This is a genomic window from Tissierella sp. (genome assembly GCF_032104385.1).
Classification (GTDB): Bacteria; Bacillota; Clostridia; order Tissierellales; family Tissierellaceae; genus Tissierella.
On record NZ_DAMCHJ010000025.1, the window covers coordinates 1 to 24,150 of the forward strand.

Genomic DNA, 24,150 nt, shown 5'->3' on the forward strand with positions numbered 1-24,150 from the left:
GAGCGCCCGGCTCATAACCGGTAGGTCCGGGGTTCGAGTCCCTGAAGGCCCACCAAAAAAAACAGACCAAGGTGTCTGTTTTTTTATTTATTATTTAAATATATCTTTGAAAATTTCTATAAGTAAATTTTTAATATTATTAATACAATATTTTTTTTCAATGATCAATATAAAAATATTAGATGGCAATTTACAATCTAATGTATCATTTAGATTATTAAGTTTATCAAATTCAGAAGTATCTATATATATACATTGTTCTTCTTTGGTTATATAACCGCGTTTTACTTCTATATATATATCAAATTCGTTAAGGTTTTTAGTACTAACATTATAAATTTCATTATAATGTTTTATATTTTTTATTAAGGGATGATTTAAAAAGCCACTAATATTTAACATATCGCCTTTTATTCCCATATTTTCAATGGTAAATTTTATAGATTTGTTGTGTAAATTAATATAGAAACTTTTTTTATCCTCTAATATGTCTAATATCTTAATTATATCTAACATATGGGCGAGGTCATCATAATTATGTTTTAGTATATTTTCTTTCAGTGATATATTTTTAGATTTTATATAATTGTAATAAAAACCAATACAATCATAACCAGAGTATTTATCTTCCCTGTTAAATCCTAGACTGAGTTCAATAGTTTTTAACTTTAAATTTGGGAGATTTAGATAGTACTTATTTTTTTTGACTATTTGATATAAATCAAAGGATTTTGTTTTATCAAAGATATAATCAATTCCATATTTTTTTAGGCGGCACTCTATAAATGGTAAATCAAAGGATTCTCCATTAAAAGTAATAATTCTATCAAAATCACAGATATTATTTATAAACTCTTCTAGTAAAGTTTGCTCTTCATCTATACTGTTAGCAAAATATTGATTTAGTGTCCAAGTTCCAGCATTAGAATCAAAAAACAAAACTCCTATTAAATAGATCATATTGCTATTTCTATTTAATCCAGTAGTTTCAATATCAATAAAACCCACTTTATTGATGCCAAAATAATTTTGTATATTTAAAGAATGAGAAATTATATTAGTTATAGTTTCCATAAATAATTCACCCTAAGCTTTCATTATGTTATAATAATGATGTTGATATTTCCATTATACCTTTAAACAGATATAAAATCAAAGCTTGTATATAGAAGAATTTTAAGATCGAAAGGAGATAAGATGAATTATGATTAATATAGAAGATGTTGCTAAGATGTCTAATGAAGAAATAAGAGATAATATTATATTCTTAAATAAAAAACAGCTTAAACTTATAAAGGAATCTAGTTATTTAAATGCTTTTAATGGAATAAATATACTTAAAAATATGTTAAAAGATAGGAATCAAAATGAGAATAAGGGATTAATTAGTGAACTTAATGCATTAGATTATTACATAAATAAATCTATAAATTTATTGAATAAGTCTATATATGAATTAGATGAAAAAAAAGATTTACAATTAGATGAAATAATGTCTATCAGAGAAGAAATCTACGAATTATCTTCAATTATAGATGGATATAGTATAGAGTTGTCTTATATAGGAGAATTAGTTGATCAGTATGGGATTAAGATATTGTCTAAAAAAGATTATGAAAATATACCTTATAATATTAATAGAGTAGAGGAACTAATTGCTATAATAAATGATATCTTAAATAAGTTAAAAGATGATTATTATAAATATATTTATATTATTTCACAGGTAGTTTTAACACTCCCTATGAGATTAGTAAAAGAAAATTACTTTGATATACTTAAAGATACTATAATGAGAAATTTAAGATTATATACAAAAGTACAGGTTGAAACTCAAATTAATGAATACAAAAAACAGTTTGACAGTTCTATAAGAGATGGATATGGAACCAAATTTGACTATTATTTTAGAGAAATACAAAAATTACGAAATATAAAATTATCAGATAAAGACTTAGATGAATTAGATACTATAGTAAAAGAAATAATTAATTTGACTAAAGAAATCAATGAAATATTCGACTATATATTGAGATTAGGTTTGATAAGCAATATGATTATAGTCATTACTTTGGAAAAGGATATTTCAATATCTGAGGAAATTAGAGGAATACATGAAAGATGGATGGAAACCATAACAAATGAAAACAAAGAAAGTATAGATAAACTTAATAGTATAATTGAAAAAGGAATAAAAAAAATAGAAGAAGATATATTTATGGATTTAGAAGAATTTAATATTTTAAACTCTGAGGCATTAAAAAGAGAAAACTTTAGCTATGTTGAGTTAGATGAAGATTTACTTTATACTAAAAAAATACTTACTTATTACAATGATACCAAATTATTAGATAATAAAATATTGTTTTCAGAGGATGATATACAGATTACACAAGAGTATTTAGAACAAATTGTTGATTCTTTAATACAGTATATTAATAGGTCCTTGTCTAAAATGGGTAATGTTGAAAGAAAAGTTAGAATGAGGACATTATTATCTGAAATAGAATTACCTTTTAATGGTATTGAGGAATTTAATAACTATATTAGATATTCCTTAGATAATAAAGTCTTACCTAAGGAAGAAATTAATTTTACTATAGATTATTTACTTTATTTCTTACAAGACTTTATAAATGAGCAGTAAAGATATAATATTTTCTAATAAGAAGAGGTTGATATAAGTGAGTATGGATAGTACAATAAGGGGATTTAAAAAGGGGTTAATTACCTTATGGAAATTGACAAAAATAGTAGTTCCTGTATATTTTTTTGTTACCTTTCTTAAGATGACACCAATATTAGATATGATTTCAATGTGGTTTGAACCTGCTATGAAATTATTAGGGCTGCCTGGAGAAGCATCTTTAGTTCTTGTATTGGGGAATTGTATTAATTTATATGCAGGAATAGGTGCAATTACAAGTTTAACTTTGGATATTAAACAAATAACTATCTTAGCAATTATGCTATCATTTTCTCATAGCCTATTTTTAGAAACAGCTGTTGCTAAAAAAACCGGAGTGAATTTATTTGTTGTAATAAGTATTAGACTTGCATTGGCAATAGTTTCCGGATTAATATTAAATATTCTTTTATAGGAGTGAAATAGATGAATTTTTGGTTATATATTAAAGACAGTTTTATGGGGGCATTGGGATCAGTAATTACAATGGCTAAAATTGTTATTCCATTGATGATATTTATGGAAATTCTTAAGGATTCAAAAATATTGGATAAATTATCTCGAAAGCTGGAGCCTATTGCTAATTTTTTTGATATATCCAATGTAGCTGTTTTTCCTTTAATTATAGGATTAATATTTGGATTGTCTTATGGTGCTGGAGTTATTATAGAGAGTGCAGAAGAGAATAATCTAAGTAGAAAAGACTTATATACCTTAATGATATTCTTAATCGCTTGTCATGCAGTGATTGAAGATACACTATTATTTGTAGTAGTGGGGGCTAATCTTTGGTTTTTACTGAGTGTACGAGTGGGAGTAGCAGTAATTATTTCTTTATTTGCATCGAGAATATTAAAGAAAATGGAGATTAGTGGTAATTTGATTAAAGGATAATAAAAGAGGTGCTGATAGATAAGCACCTCTTCTATTTTTATTCAATATCTACGTCTATTTCTTCAACAAATTCTTCTGTGTCTAGGGCTCTAAATCCTCTTCTGCAACCAGGACGATTAGGTTTTCCTGGGTCTTCAATTCCACCTATACTATCTTCATCGATTTGTCTTGGGAATAAAGTTGGGAATGTTGTACAAATTGGTGAAGTTTCTGGGGATAGTTCAGTAAATCCTGTTGAAAGTACACACAATTGAACTGGAACTATTATTTTCTTTTCACAAGATATACAAATTGCAATGATTAAATCTATTCTTACTTCTCCAGTTTCTGGATTTATACGTATATCTCTAGCAATACTATTGGTACCTAGTCTTGTTTCACATAAGATATTACAGAATTCGGCAAATCTTGGGAAGAAGGCAGAATTAAATACTGAAGGTATACATAGCTCGAAAAAGTTAGTTAGTATTATAGGTGAATTAGCTGGTGCGATAGGAACATTAGCTGATAATGTAACAGTACTTCTTCTTCCATTGGCACTTAAAACTAAAACATCAATTTCTACTAAAACATTTCCTCTTAGGCAAATTCTTTGAGTACCAAATACTGGAGTACCTCTACCTTCATCATCACATACAGTTGTATCAGCAAATATTAGTTTTTGATTTTGAATTCCATCTGGTCCTACTACTTCTACAAAATTACCTTGTGCATCTCTAACAAATTCTCCACCTGAAAGAACTGTTTCTGGATTTACAACTAAATTGCGAGGGTCATTTATATTAGCAGGATTAAAAAATCTTCTGCATCTAATATCTAAAACTCTTATGATTCTTGAACCTTGGGGTAAATTTGGTGTAAATCTTACATTGCTAACAGTACTTAAAGCTTGTAAGTTCACAAGAGTTGCATCATAAACTTTTTGTACAAATATAGGTTCAGTTACTACTCTTCTTAGGGTACCATCCCATTCACAACCTGTAGTTCCAACACAACATCTATCAGTAATATTTTGATTAAGTTCTTCTGGTAATATATTTGAATGCATTATATTTCCTCCTTTTTAAATAAGATATTTTCTCTTCTCACTGATAATATATTCTATTGGTTATTATTCTGTTACAAATAAAAATGGGAATATAAGACATAGAAAGATAATATCTATTAATAGAGAGAAAGTTTAATATTTTATTAAGAATGATAAAAAGGTGGTGTTTAAATGACTTTTTATACTGATAAATGGACTATTGCTGAAATGGACTCGAACAATATTATGCTATTTAGAAAATCAAAGGAAGATATTTTATTAGAAAGAATTACAAGTGATATAAATATTAATAGCAAAGAGATTATAGTTAAAGATGCACTTGAAGAATATGATATAGCTATTGATTTGAAAAATAATATTTATATATTATACCAAAATAAAGAAGGACATCTTATTTTGAATATATTAGGAGAAAAGAAAAAAGAAGAAATACAGCTTACATTAGATGGATTACCAGAAGTATTTGATTTAAATATTATAATAAAGGATGAAGTAATTCATATATTTTATTTAATAAAGGCATTAGATGTTGAAGAAAAATATAAGATTCATCATTATTATTATAAGGGAAACAAGTGGAATGATTATATGGTGGGAGAAATTACTGTAAATAAGGTTCTGAATCCTATTAAATTAATTCAAACTGATAATAATATTTTATTGTCATATTATAGCAACAATAAGGTAATAGAATTGAAGGAATTTAGTGTTGATAAATTAGAGTGGAGTAGTAAGAGTGTTTTAGTTGATACAGAAAATGATAAACTGTTCTTAGATATATGTATAATGGATGATATTATTCATTTAATTTATTGTGAATATAGTTTTGGTAATTTAGTAATAAAATATAATAAGTTCCATTATGATAATGGAAAATATATAAGATATAATGAGGAAACTATATCAAATGAGGGAAGTTCATCTCATCCAAATATAATATTTTTTCAAAATAAGCTATGGATTACTTGGGTAGAATTAAATAAAATAATGAGTAGATGCAGTGAAGATAAGGGTGAATCTTGGGAACAAATCTTATATATGTGGAATGAATCAAGGGATATAGACTTTGTTAGATATAAGTATTTAACCATAACTCCAAAGGATGATGTTCAGCTACAATATTCTTTTGGCAGTATATACCCAGAAATAAGATTTATGGGTTTTGGACCTTTAGATAATGTTGTAGAAGTTCCCGTAAAAAAAAAGAAGCTCATGAGTATTCCAAGAATTTAGAAATAGTAATAAATAGATTGGAAGAAAAGGTTAAGGAATTGGAAGATAATATAATTGAAATTGAAAAATTTTTAAATTATAAAACTAGAGGAAGATATAGAAAGGAAGGAAAAAGGCTATAATAAACCTTTTTCCTTTAAGATTATTAGTTAAATAGATTTTGCTCTATTATTTCCTTAATTTTATGCATATCTTTTGTTGACCCTAAGGCAAGCATAAGTTTTATTCTTATTTTTTGTCCTGGCAAATTACCTCCAAAGATTATACCTAATTCACGTAAATGTTTACCTCCTCCTTCATATCCATAGGAGTCCAAAACTCTACCTGTAGGACATCTAGATACCATGACTACAGGAATATTTTGACTAATTGCCTCTTTAATACCCGATATCATTTGAGGAGGAAGATTTCCTCTACCTAGGGACTCAATAACTATACCCTTATATCCAGAGTTTATGTAAAAATCCAATATATCCGATTCCATACCAGGAACAGATTTTATTAATCCTACTTTTTCTTCTATAATATTAGTATCAATGAATTGGTGGGATATCATGTCTCTGTAGAATATAACTTCATCATTATCTACAATTCCCAAGGGACCAAATTCTGGAGACTTGAAAGTATCTAAAGATAATGTATTAGTCTTAGTAACTTCGCTAGCAGCATTTACTTCATTGTTCATTACTACTAAAACACCTTTATTTCTAGCCTTATTAGAGATGGCAGTACATAAAGCAGCAGAAAGATTGCTGGAACCATCATATCCAAGTTCAGAACTATTTCTCATGGCACCGACTACTACTATAGGTTTTTCTGTTTTAATTATTAAATCAAGAAGATAAGCAGTTTCTTCAAGAGTATCTGTACCATGGGTTACTATGACACCTGTAATATCATCTCTAGTTATGGTTTGTTTGACTAAATCAGCTATTTCCATCATCATAGATGGAGTAATATGAGGGCTAGGTATATTTGCATAGTTAATTACTTCAATTTCAGAAAAATTTTCGATGTTTGTAACCATACTAATAATTTCTTCTGAAGTTAATGCAGGTATAGCAGCATGAATACGAGGATCAATTTTCATAGAAATAGTACCACCAGTAAATATTATAGCTACCTTATTTTTATTAGACATATTATATACCTCCAATTAATTATATTAAAATTTAAGTACAATATTAATATAGCATACTTTAAGATACTATAAAATATAAAGGGGAAATAATTACATAAAAAAAAGACTCCTAATGGAGTCTTCACCCGTTTTGGATGTAAATAAACCGTTCAAAAGGGGTATTGGGAATAGAGATCTTATTTGAGGTTACCAGGGGGATAACCACATATAAATTATAGCAAATACCGACAAAATATGCAAGGGTTTTTTTAAAAAATTCATTTTACGACATAAGGTTTACATAATGCTGAAATTACTCTATATTGTATTTTAGATTTATAATTTGGCTTTAATATAATATATAAATCTTGTATAATAGTATAATAGGATATAGTTAATATAGGAGGATTTAAAAATGGATAATAGATTTTTGGAATTAGAAAAGGTATTATCAAAAAATGGTTTTATAGTAAAGATATTTAATAGCACTTTGGAAGCAAGAGAAGAACTACTATCTCAAATAGGAAAAGAAGAATCTATAGGTATAGGTGGTTCTGTGACAATTCAAGATATGGGAATATATGAGGATTTAAAAGATAATGGTAATAAAGTTTATTGGCATTGGAAAAAGGATGTTGAAAACGCAGTTACAAAAGCTATAAATACAGATACTTATATTACAAGTACCAATGCTTTGACTATGGACGGTAAGCTTGTGAATATGGATGGAAATGGTAATAGAGTTGCATCTATGATTTATGGACATAAAGATGTATATATAGTTGTCGGAAGAAATAAAATATGTAAAGATTATAACGAAGCTATAGAAAGAATTAGAAACATTGCTGCACCAATGAATGCTAAACGACTAAATCTTAGTACTCCTTGTACTTATACTGGAAAATGTATGGATTGTGATTCACCACAAAGAATTTGTAAAACAGAAGTTATAATCCATAAAAAACCTGGAGCAACTAATATTCATATTTATTTGGTAGATGAAGAATTGGGATACTAATTAGAAGAGGTGTATAATATTTGATTTATTTGGATAATTGTTCCACTACAAAACCAAGGAAAGAAGTTATAAATATTGTTAGTGAAAGTATGGAGAAGGATTTTGGTAATCCTTCATCTCTTCATAGACTTGGTATGAAGTCGGAAAAAAAAATAAAAGAAGCTAGAGAATATATTGCTAAATATTTGAATGTAGATAATAATGAGATTTATTTTACTTCTGGAGGTACAGAAAGCAACAATATAGCTATTCAAAGTATTGTAAATAAATTTAGCAAGAGAGGTAAACATATAATTACTACGAAGATAGAACATTCTTCCGTATTAAACATAATGAGAAACTATGAAATTCAAGGTTTTGATATTACTTATCTAAATGTGGATAGCCTTGGTTATATATCTTTGGAAGAATTGAAAAATTCTATTAGAAAAGATACTATTCTAGTATCTGTAATGCATGTTAATAATGAAATAGGAGCTATACAGCCTATAGCAGAAATAAAAAAGATTATCAATTCAGTAAACCCCAGTACATTATTACATGTTGATGGAGTTCAAGGATTTGGGAAAGTAGGTTTATCCTTGAAAGCATGGGGTATAGATAGCTACTCCTTTAGTGGACATAAGATTTATGGACCAAAGGGAATAGGTGGTTTGTATATAGATAAAAAACATATTCTTTCTCCTATAGTTTTTGGAGGAAACCAAGAGAAAGGATTAAGATCAGGAACTGAAAATCTGACTGGTATTATTGGATTTGGTGAGGCTGTAAGAATAATGACAAAGAATTTCGAGTATGAATCCAAGCATGCGTTTAAACTTAAAGAATATCTTGCAAATAGGGTGAAAGAAGAGATCCAAGATATAAGACTTAATACTTCATTAGATGAAAGTTCTTCTCCATATATATTAAATATATCTTTTAATCATGTAAGGGGGGAGGTACTTTTACATTACTTAGAGGATAAAGATATTTATGTATCCACTTCTTCAGCATGTTCATCTAAAGGTACAGAAAAGAGTCATGTGCTTAAAAGTATCTGCCTAAAGAATGAAGAGATAGAAGGAGCCATAAGATTTTGCTTTTCATATGAAAATACTATTGAAGATATTGAATATACAGTTCAGATACTTAAGGAGTCAGTATCTGAAATTAGACAAATAACTATGAGGTGATTGAGTGGATAAAGTGCTATCTGTAAGTTTAGGTGAGATTGCTTTAAAAGGATTAAATAGAAAATATTTTGAAGACCAATTAATTAAGCACATGAGAAGATCAATAAAAGATTTAGGATTTGAAAAAATATATAAAGAACAGGGAAAAATTTATATAGAAGCAGAAGAAACTAAATTTCCGCAGATGATTAATAGATTGAGAAAAGTATTTGGACTTGTATATATAAGTCCATGTATTAGAGTTGGAAAAGATGTAGAAGTTATTGAAAAAGCTGTACTTAAAATGGTAAAATGTAAGATTGAAAAGGATAAGATAAAAACATTTAAAGTCGATACTAATAGAGCAGATAAAAACTTTCCAATAAAGTCTCCAGATTTCTCTAGGCAGATGGGTGGGGTTGTACTCAAAACTTTTAATGAATTAAGTGTAGATGTCCATAATCCAGATACATTAATATATATTGATATAAAACAAAATGTATATATATATGCAGATAAGATTAAAGGATATGGAGGTATGCCAATAGGTACTAATGGTAAAGGTCTACTGCTTTTATCCGGAGGTATAGATAGCCCAGTAGCTGGATTTTTGATGGCGAAAAGAGGGGTTGAGATATCAGCAGTTCACTATCATTCCTATCCTTTTACATCTGAAAGGGCTGAAGAAAAGGTTAAAGATTTGGCTTCTATTCTATCTAAATATACTGGTAAAATAACTATGTACAGTGTAAATCTATTAAACATTCAAAAAGAAATAAATGCCAAATGTCCAGAGAAGGAAATGACGATTTTATCTAGAAGATTTATGATGAGAATAGCTGAAGGAATAGCTGAAAAACAAAAATTAAATGCTTTAATAACTGGGGAGAGCTTAGGTCAGGTAGCTAGTCAGACAATTGAAGGTATTAGTGTAACAAATGCAGCAGTGAAATTACCTGTATTTAGACCTTTAATAGGACTGGATAAAATAGACATTATAGAGATTGCAAAAGATATAGAAACCTTTGAAACATCTACTCTTCCTTTTGAGGATTGTTGTACAGTTTTCTTACCTAAGCATCCAGTTACAAAGCCAAAGATAGAAGATATTGAAAGGTCAGAGGAAGCATTGGATATAGATTATCTTATTGATAAGGCAATAGAAAGCATGACAATAACTACAATAGAATAATAAATGAATTTAATAATTTATTTGAATAAACTAGCATTTAATGCTAGTTTATTTCTTTTATACAAAAAACTTAGTATATTAAACTTGAAATATTCTATATACTATATAAGTGAGTATAATACAAAGATAAAAGACAAATAAAAATTATAAAAAGCTATTGACTTTTATTGTGGATTTTGACTATAATATGATAGTTGGAAAAAAAGTTTAGTAAAGATAAACTAATTATTTAATATATAGTTAGTAATACAGGGGGCGTATTTATGAAAATTGGTGACAAAATAAGAAGGCTGAGAATACAGAATTCACTTACTCAAGAAGAGTTAGCTGATAGGTCAGAGTTGACTAAGGGATTCATATCTCAAGTAGAAAGAGATTTAACCTCTCCTTCAATAGCCACTTTAGTTGATATCTTAGAGGGACTTGGGACGAATTTACAAGAGTTTTTTAATGAATCTGTTGATGAAAAAATAGTTTTTTCAAAAGATGATGCTTTTGAAACAGAGAATGAAGAATTAAAATATGTTTTAAAGTGGATCGTACCTAATGCACAGAAAAATAAGATGGAACCAATTCTTCTAGAACTAGAGCCTGGAGGACAGTCAAAGGAAGATACACCTCATGAAGGTGAAGAATTTGGATATGTAATAAATGGAAGTATTTTTGTTAATATAGGCAGAGAAAAGTATAAGGTTAGAAAAGGAGAAAGTTTTTATTATAAGGCTAATTCTAATCATTATATATCAAATGAAGGCAAGACAAAGGCCTCAATTATTTGGGTGAGTACACCGCCTAGTTTTTAAAGATAATGGGGGGGAATAAAATGCACGCTATAGAATTAAAAAATATTAGAAAAGAATTTGGCGGAATTACAGTTTTAGAAAATATCAATTTATATATTAGACAAAATGAATTTTTAACACTTTTAGGGCCAAGTGGTTGTGGTAAGACAACTACCCTTAGAATAATAGGTGGATTTGAGGAACCAACTAAAGGTACAGTTTTATTTGAAGGAAAAGATATTACAGGACTACCGCCCTATGAGAGACAGATAAATACAGTATTTCAAAAATATGCTCTTTTTCCACATCTAGATGTATATGATAATATTGCTTTTGGATTAAAGATAAAAAAGATACCAAAAGATGAAATTAGTAAAAGAGTTAAAGAAATGTTAAGACTTGTGAATCTTCAAGGATTTGAAAATAGGACAATTACTTCATTAAGTGGTGGACAACAGCAAAGGATAGCCATAGCTAGAGCATTGGTAAATGAGCCTAAAGTTCTTTTGTTAGATGAACCCCTGGGAGCATTGGATTTGAAACTTAGAAAAGATATGCAAATGGAATTAAAAAATATGCAAAAGAGGGTAGGTATAACATTTATATATGTTACACATGACCAAGAAGAAGCATTAACTATGTCCGATACAATAGTTGTAATGGATAAGGGAAAAATTCAACAAATTGGTACACCTGTTGATATATACAATGAGCCTAAAAATGCATTTGTTGCGGAGTTTATTGGTGAAAGCAATATTATAAATGGAATTATGCATGAAGACTTTTTAGTTGAATTTTCTGGAGAAAATTTCCAATGTGTAGATAAAGGATTTGACAAGGATGAAGAAATAGAAGTAGTAATAAGACCAGAGGATATTGAAATAGTTTCGTTAGAGTCTGGGAAACTGAAAGGAGTAGTTGATTCTGTAACATTTAAAGGAGTTCATTATGAAATGATAGTTAAATCTAATGATCTTGATTGGATGATACACAGTACTATAATGAAGCCTGTGGGAACTGAAATAGGAATGATGATATTACCTGAAAATATTCATATAATGAAGAAGGTGAGGGAAGAATGAAAATGAAGAAGGTGGCGTATCCCTATATTCTTTGGATGGTTATATTTATTGTAATTCCACTTTTACTCATAATGTACTTTGCTTTTACTAAGGGAGATAGCCAAAACTTTTCTACATTTCAGTTTAGCTTAGATAATTTTAAAAGGTTTTTCACTCCAACATATTTAAAGGTATTGGGTCGTTCAGTTAACTTAGCATTTATTTCAACAGTTATCTGTTTAATACTTGGGTATCCCATGGCATTTATTATCTCAAAAGAAAAAATCAGAAAAAGGAATATTATGATTTTAATGTTTGTTATACCTATGTGGATGAACTTTTTATTAAGAACTTATGCATGGCTTACTTTACTTGGTAGAAATGGGTTTATAAATTTCTTAGTTACAAAATTGGGATTTAAACCACTTGAGTTAATGTATAATGATAAGGCAGTTTTACTTGGGATGGTGTATAATTTTTTACCATTTATGGTTTTACCTATTTATTCAATATTGACTAAAATAGATAATAGTTTAATTGAAGCAGCAGAGGACTTAGGTGCTAATAAGGTTAAAGTATTTAGAAAGGTTATACTTCCACTTAGTATTCCAGGAATTATAACAGGTATAACCATGGTATTTATACCAGCTGTAAGTACATTTATAATATCAAGCTTGTTGGGGGGAAATAAATATAATTTAATTGGAAATCTTGTAGAGCAACAATTTAGATGGACAGGAGATTGGCATTTTGGTTCTTCAATGTCTATAATATTGATGGTATTTATCCTTATAACAATGGCTCTTACATCAAAATTTGATAAGGAAAAAGAAGGTGGAGGTGGGGGATTATGGTAAATAAAGGAATAAAAAAACTATATACATTTTTGATATTTTCATTTCTATATGCCCCCATCATTGTTTTAATAGTATTTTCTTTCAATAACTCTAAATCAAGAGGAGTATGGGCTGGTTTTACACTAAAATGGTATATAGAATTATTTAAGGATGCAGAAATTTTAAAAGCTCTTTATTATACTTTACTGGTAGCAGTACTTTCCGCAATTATATCTACAGTTATAGGCACATTTGCTGCGATTGGTATCTATAATATGCCAGGTTTAAATAAAAAAATAATTTTAAACTTAAATTATATTCCAGTATTAAATCCTGATATAGTTACGGCAGTATCCCTTATGGCCTTATTTAGATTTCTAAGAATAGAATTTGGGTTTGCTACCATGCTTTTATCCCATGTGACATTTTGTACACCTTATGTGATACTATCTGTACTGCCTAAATTAAAGCAGATGAACAAACACTTAGCTGAAGCAGCTATGGATCTTGGAGCAACACCATTTTATGCCCTACGAAAGGTAGTTATACCTGAGATAATGCCAGGTATAATAACAGGTGGACTAATGGCATTTACACTATCAGTAGATGATTTTGTTGTATCTTTTTTTAATACAGGGAATAGTGTTTCCAATTTAAGTATTGAAATATTTTCTATGACCAGACGTGGAATAAATCCTGTAATAAATGCATTGTCAACTTTAATGTTTGTTAGCCTAATGATAATGTTGTTAATAATAAATAAGAGAACAGAAAAAAGTGAAATGGAAAGAGGTGCTTAATTTGAAAAGAATAAAATCAAAGGTAGTGATTTTACTTGTAGTTATAATCGGAATTGTTTCAGTTGGGTGCGGGGATAAAAGACCAACAATTAATGTATATAATTGGGGAGATTATATAGATAAAGATGTAATTAAAGATTTTGAAGAAGAATATAATATTAAGGTAAATTATAGTATGTTTGCAACTAATGAGGACTTATATGTAAAATTAAAGCAGGGCGGAAGCAGCTATGATGTAATATTTCCGTCTGATTATATGATTGAAAGAATGATAAGAGAAGACATGCTTGCTAAATTAGATAAGAATAATATATCTAATCTAAGCAATGTAGATGATAAATTCTTTAATTTGGATTTCGATCCAACAAATGAATATTCTGTACCTTATATGTGGGGCACAGTGGGTATCATCTACAATAAAACAATGGTATATGATGTAGTAGATAGTTGGGATATTTTATGGAATAAAAAGTATAAGGAACAAATAATTATGTTAAATAGCCAAAGAGATACCCTTGCAGTTGCATTATTAAAACTTGGATATTCTATGAATACAAGGGATGTAAAGGAATTAGAAGAAGCAAAACAAGAATTAATTAAGCAAAAACCATTAGTATATGCTTATCAAGGTGACGAAGTGAAAGATGCTATGGTAGGTGGAGATGCAGCTTTGGCTGTAGTATGGTCAGGAGATGCAGTAGCTATGATTAGGAATAATCCAGATTTAGAGTATGCAATACCAAAGGAAGGAACAAATCTTTGGTTTGATAGTATGGTGATACCAAGTACAGCAAAGAATAAGGAAGGTGCTGAGGCTTTTATTAATTTTATGTGTAGACCAGATATTGCAGCAAGAAATACAGATTATATAGGATATTCAACTCCTATACCAAAGGCAATAGAAATGTTACCAGATGATATAAAGAATTCTAAAGTTGCGTATCCTTCTGATGAAGAAATCAAAAATACTGAAATATTTAAAGATCCAATGGATATCATACAAGAATATGATAGAATATGGACTGAAATAATGTCAGGAGAATAATAAAAAATACTGGATTACAGCAGAAAGTTGCAATCCAGTATTTTTTATGGTTGATTTTAAGAACAGAGAAGTCAAGAAATTATGAGAGAAATGAGAATTAATTTACAATGTCTATCACAGGATAATGAAAATACTTCGACAAATAAGTGTCGAGAAATGATATAATATGACCAAGGGATATTTAAATGGGGTGATAAAATGTATAAGGCTTTTTTTGATATGGACAGAGATGGGGTAATGAAAAAGGCTTTCTTAGATATTAGTAAACAGGGAATTATCAAAAAATATCCGAAAAACAGTATAATAGAAATACAGGATAAAAAATTTTACATAGTGACAAAAGGAAGAATTTGTTATTCATTCTATAGTATAGAAGGTGGAGAAAAAATCTTCTATTTTGTTAGTGGCGGTGGGGTGTTTGGGGAGTTAGAATATTTTGAAGAGTGTAGAAGTGAGCTAGTAGTAAAAGTCACAAGAGATAGCGAAATATCAATATTAGATGAAGAGCAATTAGAGCAAATTTTTTTGGAAAATCCAGAAATACATAGATATATTATTTACAATCTAATAAGAAAGCTAAGAATATTAATGTCTGTAATGGTAAATATGACTTTTGGTGATTCTAATGGAAAGGTAGCTGACACTTTGATTAGATGGTTTTATCAAGAGGGGTCAATAGGTGATCAAGACGTAAAAATAAGAAAGCGATTTACACATGAGGAAATTTCTAAGATACTTGGATGTTCAAGGGCTACGGTAACTAAGGCTTTAAGTGAATTTCAAGATAAAAATTTAATAAAAATCAATGGTGACCAAATCACAATACAAGATATAGAAGGATTGTTAAAATATGTAACATGGAAATAAAAAAATAAATACCTATCATAAAAGTAAATTGAACTTTTGTGATAGGTATTTATTTTGCAAATATTTAAGAGCCTAATATATTTAACAAAATAATTTAACAATGTAGTGTGGAACACAGAAATAAATATAAATATAGACCATAATATTAATTAATAATTCTAAAAATATAATGAATATTAAATTCAAAGGGGTGATGGTTATAGAAAATGGAGTAGTTACAAAACACTATTAATCAAAATGGGAGGTGAAATTAGTTAATATTTTTTTTGTATATTAACTATAGGGGTTATGGCAAAGTATATTATAAAAAGGATAGGCTATTTAATCTTTACCTTATGGATTATTATAACAATTACGTTTTTTCTAATGCATGCTGTTCCTGGTGGACCCTTTAGCATTGAAGATGGAGATCAATGGATGTCGCCAGCAGTGCAAAGGGCAATATTAGAAAAATACCATCTTAATGAACCTATATCTAAACAATATTTTGATTTTTTAAAAGGCATAGTAAGATTTGATTTAGGACCTTCATATGCTTATGAAGGAAGAACAGTAACAGAATTAATAGCCAGAGGATTTCCAGTTACTATAAGGATGGCGGTTCTTTATATTGTTTTGATTATAGTATTTGGAGTTCCTTTAGGAGTAACAGCTGCCTTAAAAAGGAATAGTTACTTCGATAGAGGAATTATGTTTATTACAACTTTAGGCAAGACACTGCCAGGGTTTGTGAAGGCTACTCTGATTTTATATATATTTGCTTTTAAATTAGGTTGGTTTCCTATATTTGGAATTAATGATGGATTTAAGAGTTATGTACTCCCTTGTATAGCCATGTCATTAGGCTCAATTGGTTCAATGACGAGATTAAATAGAGCATCAATGCTAGACGTTATGGGACAAGATTATATTAGAACTGCAAGGGCAAAGGGATTAAGCGAAATAAAGATTAAGTATAAACATGCATTAAGAAATGCATCTCTACCAATGGTAACAAGTTTAGGTGGGAATATTGCCAGTGCTTTAACAGGTTCTTTTGTAATAGAGAAGATATTTGCTTTACCAGGCGTAGGTGGTTATTTTGTTAAGGCAGTTGGAAACAGGGATTATACCACGATTATGGGTGTTACAATATTTTCTTCTCTGATTTCATTAATTATGGTACTTATAGTTGACATATGCTATGTAGTTATAGATCCAAGGGTTAGTATAGATAAATAATTAGAAAGGGAGGGAGAATACAAGTATGGAGAAAATAGATAAAACCTCTCAAATAAGTTCAGAACTATGGAAACCGATTGAGAGGCGTGAAGTGGTACAAAGTATAGCAGGCGAATCTTTGACCCACTGGCAGGATGTAAGAAGAAGATTTAGACAAAATAAGTTATCTGTTCTTGGTGTATTTATAATGATATTTTTAGTACTTGTAGCTATTTTTGGTTCTTATATATCACCTTATAACTATTCTGATCAGAATATTGATTTTAAGTCAATACCACCAAGATTTCCCATACGAAAGCTCAATGAAGATACATATTTTTATCTGGATCCAGTTATGGGAGCTTTTACAGTTACAAAAGATGGAAGATTACTAGAAAAGGTAACAGATGTAAGGGAAAACATTCAAGAAAAAAAGAGAATATATAATATTGAGGGAACAGAAGTTATTTTTGATTTTAATGAAAAGCCTTATGGGATAAAGAATTCTCAAGGTGAAGAAATTAAAGTTTATAAAAAGGTTTTTAATAAATTATATGTATTCGGTACTGATGATTTAGGAAGGGATATATGTGTTAGGGTAATTTACGGGGCTAGGATATCAATGATAGTTGGTTTAGTTTCTGCTATATCAAATTTGACTATAGGGGTTTTATATGGAGCTATATCTGGCTTTATAGGCGGAAGAACAGATATGATAATGATGAGAATAAGAGAAATTTTAAGCTCTATACCTAGATTGCTGTATGTCATTATTTTGATGCTTATATTTGGTTCTGGAGTTAAAACCGTTGCGATTACCATTGGATTAACTTCTTGGCTTGGCATGGCAAAAATGGTAAGGGGACAAGTCTTATCTCTCAAAGAAAGTGAATATGTTCTTGCAGCTAAGACCGTTGGAGCAAGTACCTGGAGAATAATTACAAAGCATCTTATACCAAATACTCTTGGTATAGTAATCATAGAAGCAGCTATGAGAATACCAAATTCAATATTTACTGAAGCTTCTTTAAGTTTTGTTGGGCTGGGAGTATCTGCACCTCAAGCTTCTTGGGGAACTCTTGCTAATGAGGCTTTGCCAAGTCTTATGATTCATCCATATAAATTGTTTTTTCCTTCACTGGCAATATGTTTGACGGTTTTATCCTTTAATTTTGTTGGTGATGGATTAAGAGATGCACTAGATCCAAGACTACGTAAATAGAGAAGAGGTGACTAAATGACTGAAAGACTATTAGAAGTTAAAAATTTAGAAACATCGTTCTACACATATTTAGGAGAAGTAAAAGCTATAAGGAATATTAGTTTTGACGTGAAACCTGGTGAAACTTTAGGAATAGTAGGAGAGTCTGGAAGTGGAAAAAGCGTAACAGTATTGTCTATAATGAATCTTTTACAATATCCCGGTAAAATAAAGTCAGGTGAGATTAATTTTAAGGGGCAGAATTTAGCCCTCAAAAACCAAAGAGAAATGAGAAAAATTAGAGGTAAAGAAATATCTATGATCTTTCAAGATCCTATGACATCTCTAAATCCAGTTTATACAATTGGAAATCAGATAGTTGAAACAATAATGGAACACCAAAAGATTAGCAAAAATAAAGCAAAAGAAATAGCAATTAATATGCTTGAATTGGCTGGAATACCTTCTCCAGAGAAACGATTTTACAATTATCCACATGAAATGAGTGGTGGAATGAGACAAAGAGTTATAATAGCTATGGCATTGTCTTGTCAACCAGATTTATTAATAGCTGATGAGCCTACTACTGCATTAGATGTTACTATACAGGCTCAGATTTTAAGGTTGATGAAAGAATTAACTACGAAAGTTAATTCATCTATAATATTTATTACCCATGATTTAGGAGTAATTGCAGATTTGTGTCAAAGAGTAATTGTAATGTATGGAGGATTGATAATGGAAATTGGAACAGTGAGGGACATTTTCTATAATCCTCAACACCCATATACAAAAGGACTATTAAAAGCAGTACCAAGTATAGACTTAGATAAATCTGAAAGATTATTTACTATACATGGTAATCCACCAGATTTGTTAAATCCACCTGTTGGATGTCCTTATGAGGAAAGATGTGAATATGCTATGGAAATCTGTTCTAAGTATCAGCCTCCTTATTTTGATATTACTAGTGAACATAAGGTAATGTGTTGGAGATTACATGAAGATTGTCCTAGTACAATTAAAATTAATTAGTGAAGGAGGGATTGATATGGAAGATAGAGATATTGTATTGCAAGTTAAAAATTTGAAAAAATACTTTCCCATAAAAGAAGGTTTTTTTACTAGAAAACCAATTTATCTAAAGGCTGTTGATGGAGTAAGCTTTGAAATAAGAAAGGGGGAAACATTTGGTTTAGTAGGTGAGTCTGGATGCGGAAAGACAACTGCAGGAAGGACGATTATTAAACTTTACGAACCTACGGATGGAGAGGTGATATTTGAGAATCAAACCCTTAGTAAAATGAATATGAGGAATATAAGAAAAGATATGCAAATGATTTTTCAGGATCCTTATGGTTGTCTTAATCCTAGAATGACAGTATCTGAAATATTAGCTGAACCTTTAGAGATTTATAAAGTAGCTAGTGGTACGGAAAAACAAAATATGGTATATGATGCTTTAGCCAGAGTAGGATTAAGTAAAAAATTTGCTAACAGATATCCTCATGAGTTTAGTGGTGGACAAAGGCAGCGGGTAGGTATAGCAAGGGCATTAATGCTAAATCCTAAATTGATTGTTTGTGATGAGCCTATATCTGCTTTAGACGTTTCTGTTCAAGGTCAAATCGTAAATATGTTGCAGGATTTACAGGAAGACCTAGGATTAACATATTTATTTATAGCCCATGACTTGGCTATGGTTAAGTATATATCTGATAGGATAGGAGTTATGTATCTTGGGAAAATTGTTGAGATATCTGAAAGTCATGAGCTATATGATAATCCAATACACCCATATACTCAAGCTTTACTTTCATCAATTCCTATTGCAGATCCTGATGCTTCAGCAAAAATGAAGAGAATAGTTTTGCAAGGGAGTGTACCTAGCCCTATATCGTCACCATCAGGATGTAAATTTAGAACTAGATGTAAATATGCCAAGGGTATTTGTGAAGAAGTAGAACCAGAATTAAAGCAAGTATCTAAGGGGCATAAAGTTGCTTGCCATTTAGTTAATGAAGATAATCGAATTTAGTATTTCAGTTATATTCAAATATAAAGAATTAAAGGGAGTGTGACTAATGAGTAAAAGATATTTAGCTATTGTTATGTGCATAGTTTTAGTTTTTACTGCATTGACAGGATGTGGCAATAAGACGGATGTTATCACTGATAACTCTGTTGAAGGAGGAACAAAGGGAGCATCTAATTCTAAAGAACCAGAGAGATTTACATGGCGTATTTCTACGGATCCACCTACTTTAGACCCACAAATTAATAATAAAAGTGTAGGTAATACAGTTATTGACAATATATTTGAAGGACTAATCAGAGAAAATGAAAAATTAGAAATTGAACCTGCTCTAGCTGAAAAATGGGATATTAGTGAGGATGGTCTTATATACACTTTTCATTTAAGAAAAGATGCAAAATGGTCAGACGGGCAACTAATTACAACAAAGGATTTTTTATATTCTTGGAAAAGAGCGTTAAGTCCCGAAATGGCAGTACCAAAAGCAGGAGATTATTTCATCATAAAAAATGCAGAGAAATATTATAAAGGAGATATTGAATTATCAGAAGTAGGGTTTGAAATGCCTGATGATTATACAATAAAAATCGAATTAGCTTTTCCAATTCCAGAAGATGAGGTATTATATGACCTTACATCCTCAGTTTTCTTTCCTCTAAGAGAGGATATAATAGCCGCAAATCCTGATAATTGGACTACCAGCCCTGAAAAAATTGTAACTAATGGACCTTTTAAGATGAAAAGTTATAAGATGAATGAGGAATTGGTATTAGAAAAAGATGAAAATTACTGGGATAAGGCTAATAAAGCTATGGTAAATCAATTGCGTTTTGTATTTATTGATGATGGATTAACTACATTAAGAGCATTTGAAGCAGGAGAAATAGATGGATTTACTGGAGTTCCGTCTGAGGAAATACCAAGGCTTGCAATGGAAAGTGACGAGTTTTATCTTTTACCGAAAATAAGTTTTTCGTTTTTTGCACTTAATGTAAATAAAGAACCTTTAAATAATAAAAAGGTTAGGGAAGCCTTAGTACTAGCAATAGACAAAGTAAAATTAGCAGAAGCTTCAGTATCAGGATTATCTAAGGCTGCAACAGGACTTGTACCTTATGGGGCTACATCAATTGGTAAAGACTTTAGAACAGAAGCAGACAAGAATGGGCCATTGTCACCACCTAATGGTGATATTGAAAGAGCAAAAGCTGCTTTAGCTGAGGCAGGATATCCAGAAGGAAAAGGTTTTCCTAAGATAGAATACTTATATAATGCAAGTCCGTCAAATAAGCAAATGGCTGAAATGTTACAGGAAATGTGGAAGAAAAATTTAAATATTGAAGTTGAGCTTACGAATGTTGAATATAAGGTAGAATCAGAGAGAAGACATAGTGGAGAATTTCAACTGGCTAGATCAACTTGGAATGGAAGTCGTTTCCCATTTTCATTCTTAAGTATTTATGCAACTGGAGATTATAATAATAATCCTCATTATAGCAATCCAGAATATGATGCATTAGCAAATAAAATAAGAGGAGAAATAGATTTAATCAAAAGAGATGAATTGCTTCATCAAGCAGAACAATTTATAATTGATGAGCATATAGTTTGTCCAATAAGTTATGGTACTTCTTCCATGCTATTGAGTAGTAGAGCTAAGGATATTAGAATTACACCTACAGGTGGAGTAATATTTTATCATGTATATATAGAGAATTAATTTAGAATTAGATTAAGATACATTTTAAGCTTATAATAAAACCCAAAAGGAGAAATTTTTTTTAACTTGCTAAAGGAAATTTCTTTTTGGATTCACATTAAAAAGGTAAGGTGAAAATACATTGAGAGATTATTTGAAAGTAATAGACTTCATTAATGAAACCAAATCTAAATTTTTAAATAATAGATATGTTAATGTAGATGAAGTTATAAATGATTATTTCAAGACCATTAGTCTAGTATGGGAAGAAATAGATAATGTAAATGAACAAGATTTAACAAATATGTACAAAGTACATGAGTTTTTAATTAATGAGGTTTGCAATATTCATGATAGAGAAAATAGTGATATTAATGAAGAAGCTTTTAAACAAAACATTAATATCAAAATAGCTAGTGCAAAACTTGAAGATGGTAAAAAAGGCTGTAACATATATTCATTTAATGACATGAATTATGAATATTATTTAATAGGTGATATACATTCGGATACTATTAGCCTTAAAAGAATTTTAGAAAAAACTGATTTTTTCAGCAAAGTTTTTAGAAAAGAAAAGGTTAGGTTAATTTTCTTAGGAGATTATGTTGATAGAGGAAAAGAGCATCTTAAAACTTTACAATGTCTTTTAACCTTAAAATATATATTCACAGAAAACATATTTCTTCAAAGAGGTAATCATGATGGAGGCTCTTTTATAGATGGAGAAGTAAAAATGTGGGTTAGAAAACCAGAGAAAGATTTGGAAAAAGATTGGTTTCTTCTATACCTATATAATCTAGCAAAGTTAAATAAAACTTTTAATATTGATATTATTGATAAATATTTAGGTTTATTTGATAGTTTAAGTAATATTTCATTTATATGTAATGAGAATACAGTATTAATGGCAGTTCATGGAGGAATATCAAGACCTAGAAAAAGCGAGGGGAAATTCTTCGGATACTTAAATAGTATTTCAGATCTTACTAATGAGAATATATTAGATTATTTAGATGGCTCCATAATAAAAAACATGATGTGGAGTGACCCTTCTGTTAGTAATGAGAATCTTAAAGAAGATAATGTAAGATTTAGATTTACTGAAGAGCATTTCAAAGAGTTTAGAGATTTAATAGGATTTGATATTTTTGTCCGTGGACATCAGGCTGAACCACTAGGATATCATAAATTTTTTGGTGATAAATTAATTACAATTTTTTCAAGCGGGGCTATTTTAAATAATGGGGAAAATATAAACAATGAAACTGCCTATGGAAATGTATCACCAAAAATATTAAAGATAGATGGAAAAGGAGAAGTTCTGATTTTAAATATTAACTCTTAAAACGAGTTATTAAGGATTTATAAAATGAATCTTAGTCCAATAAAGAGGTAGAAAATTGTGATTGATAATGTAGAAATAATATTAAGAATTATATTATCCGCTATAATTGGTGGTTTAATTGGAATGGAAAGAGAAGCAAATAATAGACCAGCTGGATTGAGGACTCATGTTTTAGTGAGTGTTGGTTCTGCGTTGATAATGCTTATTTCTATGTATGGATTTTACGATTTAAAAACTGGATTGCGAATTGGAGATCCATCAAGATTAGCAGCACAGGTAGTAAGTGGAATAGGTTTCTTAGGTGCAGGAACTATAATAAGAACAGGAAGCCATATAAAAGGACTTACTACTGCTGCTAGCTTATGGGTATGTGCTGGAATAGGATTAGCTATTGGGAATGGTTATTATTTGGGAGGATTATTAACGGCAGCTGTAGTGCTTCTAACCTTAGGAATATTGAGTGCTTTTGAGAAAAGGATATTCAAAACAAAATATAAAAATTTAGAAATTGCAGCAATTGATAGAACGGGGCTTATTGGGGAAATTGGAGTTTTACTAGGTAGATATAATATTGATATTATTGATATTGGGATTGTAAATATAAATGATGATGGTAGAAACAATGATATACTAACATCTTGTATCAAAGTGAGACTGCCAGTTTCCATAAATCTGGATAACTTTTTCCAAGATATCTATAATATTAATGGAATATTAGAAGCCATATTTATTGAGGAAAATTAAGATTAAGTATAGGACTAATTTTAAAAAATATATAAGATAATGAGAGGAGAGTAAAATAAAATGGATTTTTCAAATTTAACTAAGCATGACCCTGAAGTGATGAACATTGTTGAAATGGAATTAAACAGGCAACAAAAACATATTGAACTTATAGCTTCAGAAAACTTTGTAACCCCACAAGTAATGGAAG

23 protein-coding genes and 1 pseudogene are annotated in these 24,150 nt (G+C 29.6%); 21 read left to right on the forward strand and 3 right to left on the reverse strand.

All coding sequences use genetic code 11. From position 1 onward, the window contains the following. Positions 1-90 precede the first annotated feature (90 nt). A complete protein-coding gene (locus tag RT714_RS15290) occupies positions 91-1,074 on the reverse strand; it encodes a ribonuclease H-like domain-containing protein (RefSeq protein ID WP_313758808.1) in 984 nt (327 codons plus the stop codon). Between the two features lie 130 nt (positions 1,075-1,204). Between RT714_RS15290 and RT714_RS15295 the strand changes: the two genes are divergently transcribed. Genes RT714_RS15295 through RT714_RS15305 form a run of 3 tightly spaced genes read left to right on the forward strand, consistent with a single transcriptional unit; the run spans position 1,205 to position 3,580 of the window. Further along, a complete protein-coding gene (locus RT714_RS15295) occupies positions 1,205-2,647 on the forward strand; it encodes a hypothetical protein (protein ID WP_313758810.1) in 1,443 nt (480 codons plus the stop codon). Positions 2,648-2,690: 43 nt separating this feature from the next. Beyond that, positions 2,691-3,101, forward strand: a complete 411-nt coding sequence (locus RT714_RS15300) for a nucleoside recognition domain-containing protein (RefSeq protein WP_313758843.1) — start codon at positions 2,691-2,693, stop codon at positions 3,099-3,101. A gap of 11 nt (positions 3,102-3,112) precedes the next feature. Further along, positions 3,113-3,580, forward strand: coding sequence for a nucleoside recognition domain-containing protein (locus RT714_RS15305; RefSeq protein ID WP_313758811.1), 468 nt, complete (start codon positions 3,113-3,115; stop codon positions 3,578-3,580). Between the two features lie 37 nt (positions 3,581-3,617). Here RT714_RS15305 and RT714_RS15310 read toward each other — a convergent pair whose 3' ends face one another. Next, on the reverse strand, positions 3,618-4,628 hold the full coding sequence (locus RT714_RS15310) for a hypothetical protein (protein ID WP_313758813.1): 1,011 nt from the start codon (positions 4,626-4,628) through the stop codon (positions 3,618-3,620). A 171-nt stretch (positions 4,629-4,799) separates the two neighbouring features. On the opposite strand from RT714_RS15310, the gene RT714_RS15315 reads away from it, so the two are divergent. Beyond that, on the forward strand, positions 4,800-5,861 hold the full coding sequence (locus tag RT714_RS15315) for a hypothetical protein (protein ID WP_313758815.1): 1,062 nt from the start codon (positions 4,800-4,802) through the stop codon (positions 5,859-5,861). 145 nt (positions 5,862-6,006) lie between these two features. On the opposite strand, the gene RT714_RS15320 is transcribed toward RT714_RS15315, so the two are convergent. Next, a complete protein-coding gene (locus tag RT714_RS15320) occupies positions 6,007-7,002 on the reverse strand; it encodes an asparaginase (RefSeq protein WP_313758817.1) in 996 nt (331 codons plus the stop codon). 394 nt (positions 7,003-7,396) lie between these two features. Between RT714_RS15320 and RT714_RS15325 the strand changes: the two genes are divergently transcribed. The 17 genes and pseudogenes from RT714_RS15325 to RT714_RS15405 form a co-directional block, all read left to right on the forward strand. Continuing rightward, positions 7,397-7,999, forward strand: coding sequence for a lactate utilization protein (locus tag RT714_RS15325; RefSeq protein WP_313758818.1), 603 nt, complete (start codon positions 7,397-7,399; stop codon positions 7,997-7,999). 20 nt (positions 8,000-8,019) lie between these two features. Further along, positions 8,020-9,174, forward strand: a complete 1,155-nt coding sequence (locus RT714_RS15330) for a cysteine desulfurase family protein (protein ID WP_313758820.1) — start codon at positions 8,020-8,022, stop codon at positions 9,172-9,174. A gap of 4 nt (positions 9,175-9,178) precedes the next feature. Next, a complete protein-coding gene (thiI, locus tag RT714_RS15335; RefSeq protein WP_313758822.1) occupies positions 9,179-10,345 on the forward strand; it encodes a tRNA uracil 4-sulfurtransferase ThiI in 1,167 nt (388 codons plus the stop codon). A gap of 263 nt (positions 10,346-10,608) precedes the next feature. Next, positions 10,609-11,148: a helix-turn-helix domain-containing protein gene (locus RT714_RS15340; protein WP_072977940.1), complete on the forward strand. Its 540-nt coding sequence runs from the start codon at positions 10,609-10,611 to the stop codon at positions 11,146-11,148. Between the two features lie 20 nt (positions 11,149-11,168). Then, a complete protein-coding gene (potA, locus tag RT714_RS15345; RefSeq protein WP_313758824.1) occupies positions 11,169-12,209 on the forward strand; it encodes a spermidine/putrescine ABC transporter ATP-binding protein in 1,041 nt (346 codons plus the stop codon). Beyond that, positions 12,206-13,045, forward strand: a complete 840-nt coding sequence (locus tag RT714_RS15350; RefSeq protein ID WP_313758826.1) for an ABC transporter permease — start codon at positions 12,206-12,208, stop codon at positions 13,043-13,045. Before potA ends, RT714_RS15350 begins: the two co-directional genes overlap by 4 nt. Next, on the forward strand, positions 13,039-13,824 hold the full coding sequence (locus RT714_RS15355) for an ABC transporter permease (protein WP_313758827.1): 786 nt from the start codon (positions 13,039-13,041) through the stop codon (positions 13,822-13,824). The genes RT714_RS15350 and RT714_RS15355 overlap by 7 nt, the downstream gene beginning before the upstream one ends. Position 13,825: 1 nt before the next feature. Further along, on the forward strand, positions 13,826-14,869 hold the full coding sequence (locus RT714_RS15360) for a spermidine/putrescine ABC transporter substrate-binding protein (protein WP_313758829.1): 1,044 nt from the start codon (positions 13,826-13,828) through the stop codon (positions 14,867-14,869). A gap of 198 nt (positions 14,870-15,067) precedes the next feature. After that, entirely contained in the window at positions 15,068-15,736 is a 669-nt protein-coding gene (locus RT714_RS15365) for a Crp/Fnr family transcriptional regulator (RefSeq protein WP_313758830.1), read from the forward strand. Between the two features lie 288 nt (positions 15,737-16,024). Continuing rightward, complete coding sequence (locus RT714_RS15370; protein WP_313758832.1) at positions 16,025-16,957, forward strand: ABC transporter permease; 933 nt, start codon at positions 16,025-16,027, stop codon at positions 16,955-16,957. A 25-nt stretch (positions 16,958-16,982) separates the two neighbouring features. Further along, complete coding sequence (locus tag RT714_RS15375) at positions 16,983-18,158, forward strand: ABC transporter permease (RefSeq protein WP_313758834.1); 1,176 nt, start codon at positions 16,983-16,985, stop codon at positions 18,156-18,158. A gap of 15 nt (positions 18,159-18,173) precedes the next feature. After that, a complete protein-coding gene (locus RT714_RS15380; protein WP_313758836.1) occupies positions 18,174-19,172 on the forward strand; it encodes an ABC transporter ATP-binding protein in 999 nt (332 codons plus the stop codon). Between the two features lie 16 nt (positions 19,173-19,188). After that, on the forward strand, positions 19,189-20,175 hold the full coding sequence (locus tag RT714_RS15385; protein WP_313758837.1) for an oligopeptide/dipeptide ABC transporter ATP-binding protein: 987 nt from the start codon (positions 19,189-19,191) through the stop codon (positions 20,173-20,175). A gap of 46 nt (positions 20,176-20,221) precedes the next feature. Further along, positions 20,222-21,892: a peptide ABC transporter substrate-binding protein gene (locus RT714_RS15390; protein ID WP_313758839.1), complete on the forward strand. Its 1,671-nt coding sequence runs from the start codon at positions 20,222-20,224 to the stop codon at positions 21,890-21,892. 121 nt (positions 21,893-22,013) lie between these two features. Beyond that, positions 22,014-23,216: a metallophosphoesterase family protein gene (locus RT714_RS15395; RefSeq protein WP_313758840.1), complete on the forward strand. Its 1,203-nt coding sequence runs from the start codon at positions 22,014-22,016 to the stop codon at positions 23,214-23,216. 57 nt (positions 23,217-23,273) lie between these two features. Then, positions 23,274-23,960, forward strand: coding sequence for an MgtC/SapB family protein (locus tag RT714_RS15400; protein ID WP_313758842.1), 687 nt, complete (start codon positions 23,274-23,276; stop codon positions 23,958-23,960). A 60-nt stretch (positions 23,961-24,020) separates the two neighbouring features. Then, positions 24,021-24,150: pseudogene (locus tag RT714_RS15405) on the forward strand (serine hydroxymethyltransferase); the annotation flags it as partial.

Bases quoted from the DNA above. Each gene is read 5' to 3' on its own strand.
- RT714_RS15315 (WP_313758815.1), top strand. From the start codon at position 4,800: ATGACTTTTTATACTGATAAATGGACTATTGCTGAAATGGACTCGAAC.
- RT714_RS15310 (WP_313758813.1), bottom strand. From the start codon at position 4,628: ATGCATTCAAATATATTACCAGAAGAACTTAATCAAAATATTACTGAT.
- potA (WP_313758824.1), top strand. From the start codon at position 11,169: ATGCACGCTATAGAATTAAAAAATATTAGAAAAGAATTTGGCGGAATT.
- RT714_RS15380 (WP_313758836.1), top strand. From the start codon at position 18,174: ATGACTGAAAGACTATTAGAAGTTAAAAATTTAGAAACATCGTTCTAC.
- RT714_RS15365 (WP_313758830.1), top strand. From the start codon at position 15,068: ATGTATAAGGCTTTTTTTGATATGGACAGAGATGGGGTAATGAAAAAG.
- RT714_RS15290 (WP_313758808.1), bottom strand. From the start codon at position 1,074: ATGGAAACTATAACTAATATAATTTCTCATTCTTTAAATATACAAAAT.
- RT714_RS15370 (WP_313758832.1), top strand. From the start codon at position 16,025: ATGGCAAAGTATATTATAAAAAGGATAGGCTATTTAATCTTTACCTTA.
- RT714_RS15325 (WP_313758818.1), top strand. From the start codon at position 7,397: ATGGATAATAGATTTTTGGAATTAGAAAAGGTATTATCAAAAAATGGT.
- RT714_RS15300 (WP_313758843.1), top strand. From the start codon at position 2,691: ATGGATAGTACAATAAGGGGATTTAAAAAGGGGTTAATTACCTTATGG.
- RT714_RS15305 (WP_313758811.1), top strand. From the start codon at position 3,113: ATGAATTTTTGGTTATATATTAAAGACAGTTTTATGGGGGCATTGGGA.
- RT714_RS15385 (WP_313758837.1), top strand. From the start codon at position 19,189: ATGGAAGATAGAGATATTGTATTGCAAGTTAAAAATTTGAAAAAATAC.
- RT714_RS15340 (WP_072977940.1), top strand. From the start codon at position 10,609: ATGAAAATTGGTGACAAAATAAGAAGGCTGAGAATACAGAATTCACTT.
- RT714_RS15390 (WP_313758839.1), top strand. From the start codon at position 20,222: ATGAGTAAAAGATATTTAGCTATTGTTATGTGCATAGTTTTAGTTTTT.
- RT714_RS15355 (WP_313758827.1), top strand. From the start codon at position 13,039: ATGGTAAATAAAGGAATAAAAAAACTATATACATTTTTGATATTTTCA.
- RT714_RS15295 (WP_313758810.1), top strand. From the start codon at position 1,205: ATGATTAATATAGAAGATGTTGCTAAGATGTCTAATGAAGAAATAAGA.
- RT714_RS15375 (WP_313758834.1), top strand. From the start codon at position 16,983: ATGGAGAAAATAGATAAAACCTCTCAAATAAGTTCAGAACTATGGAAA.
- RT714_RS15320 (WP_313758817.1), bottom strand. From the start codon at position 7,002: ATGTCTAATAAAAATAAGGTAGCTATAATATTTACTGGTGGTACTATT.
- RT714_RS15350 (WP_313758826.1), top strand. From the start codon at position 12,206: ATGAAAATGAAGAAGGTGGCGTATCCCTATATTCTTTGGATGGTTATA.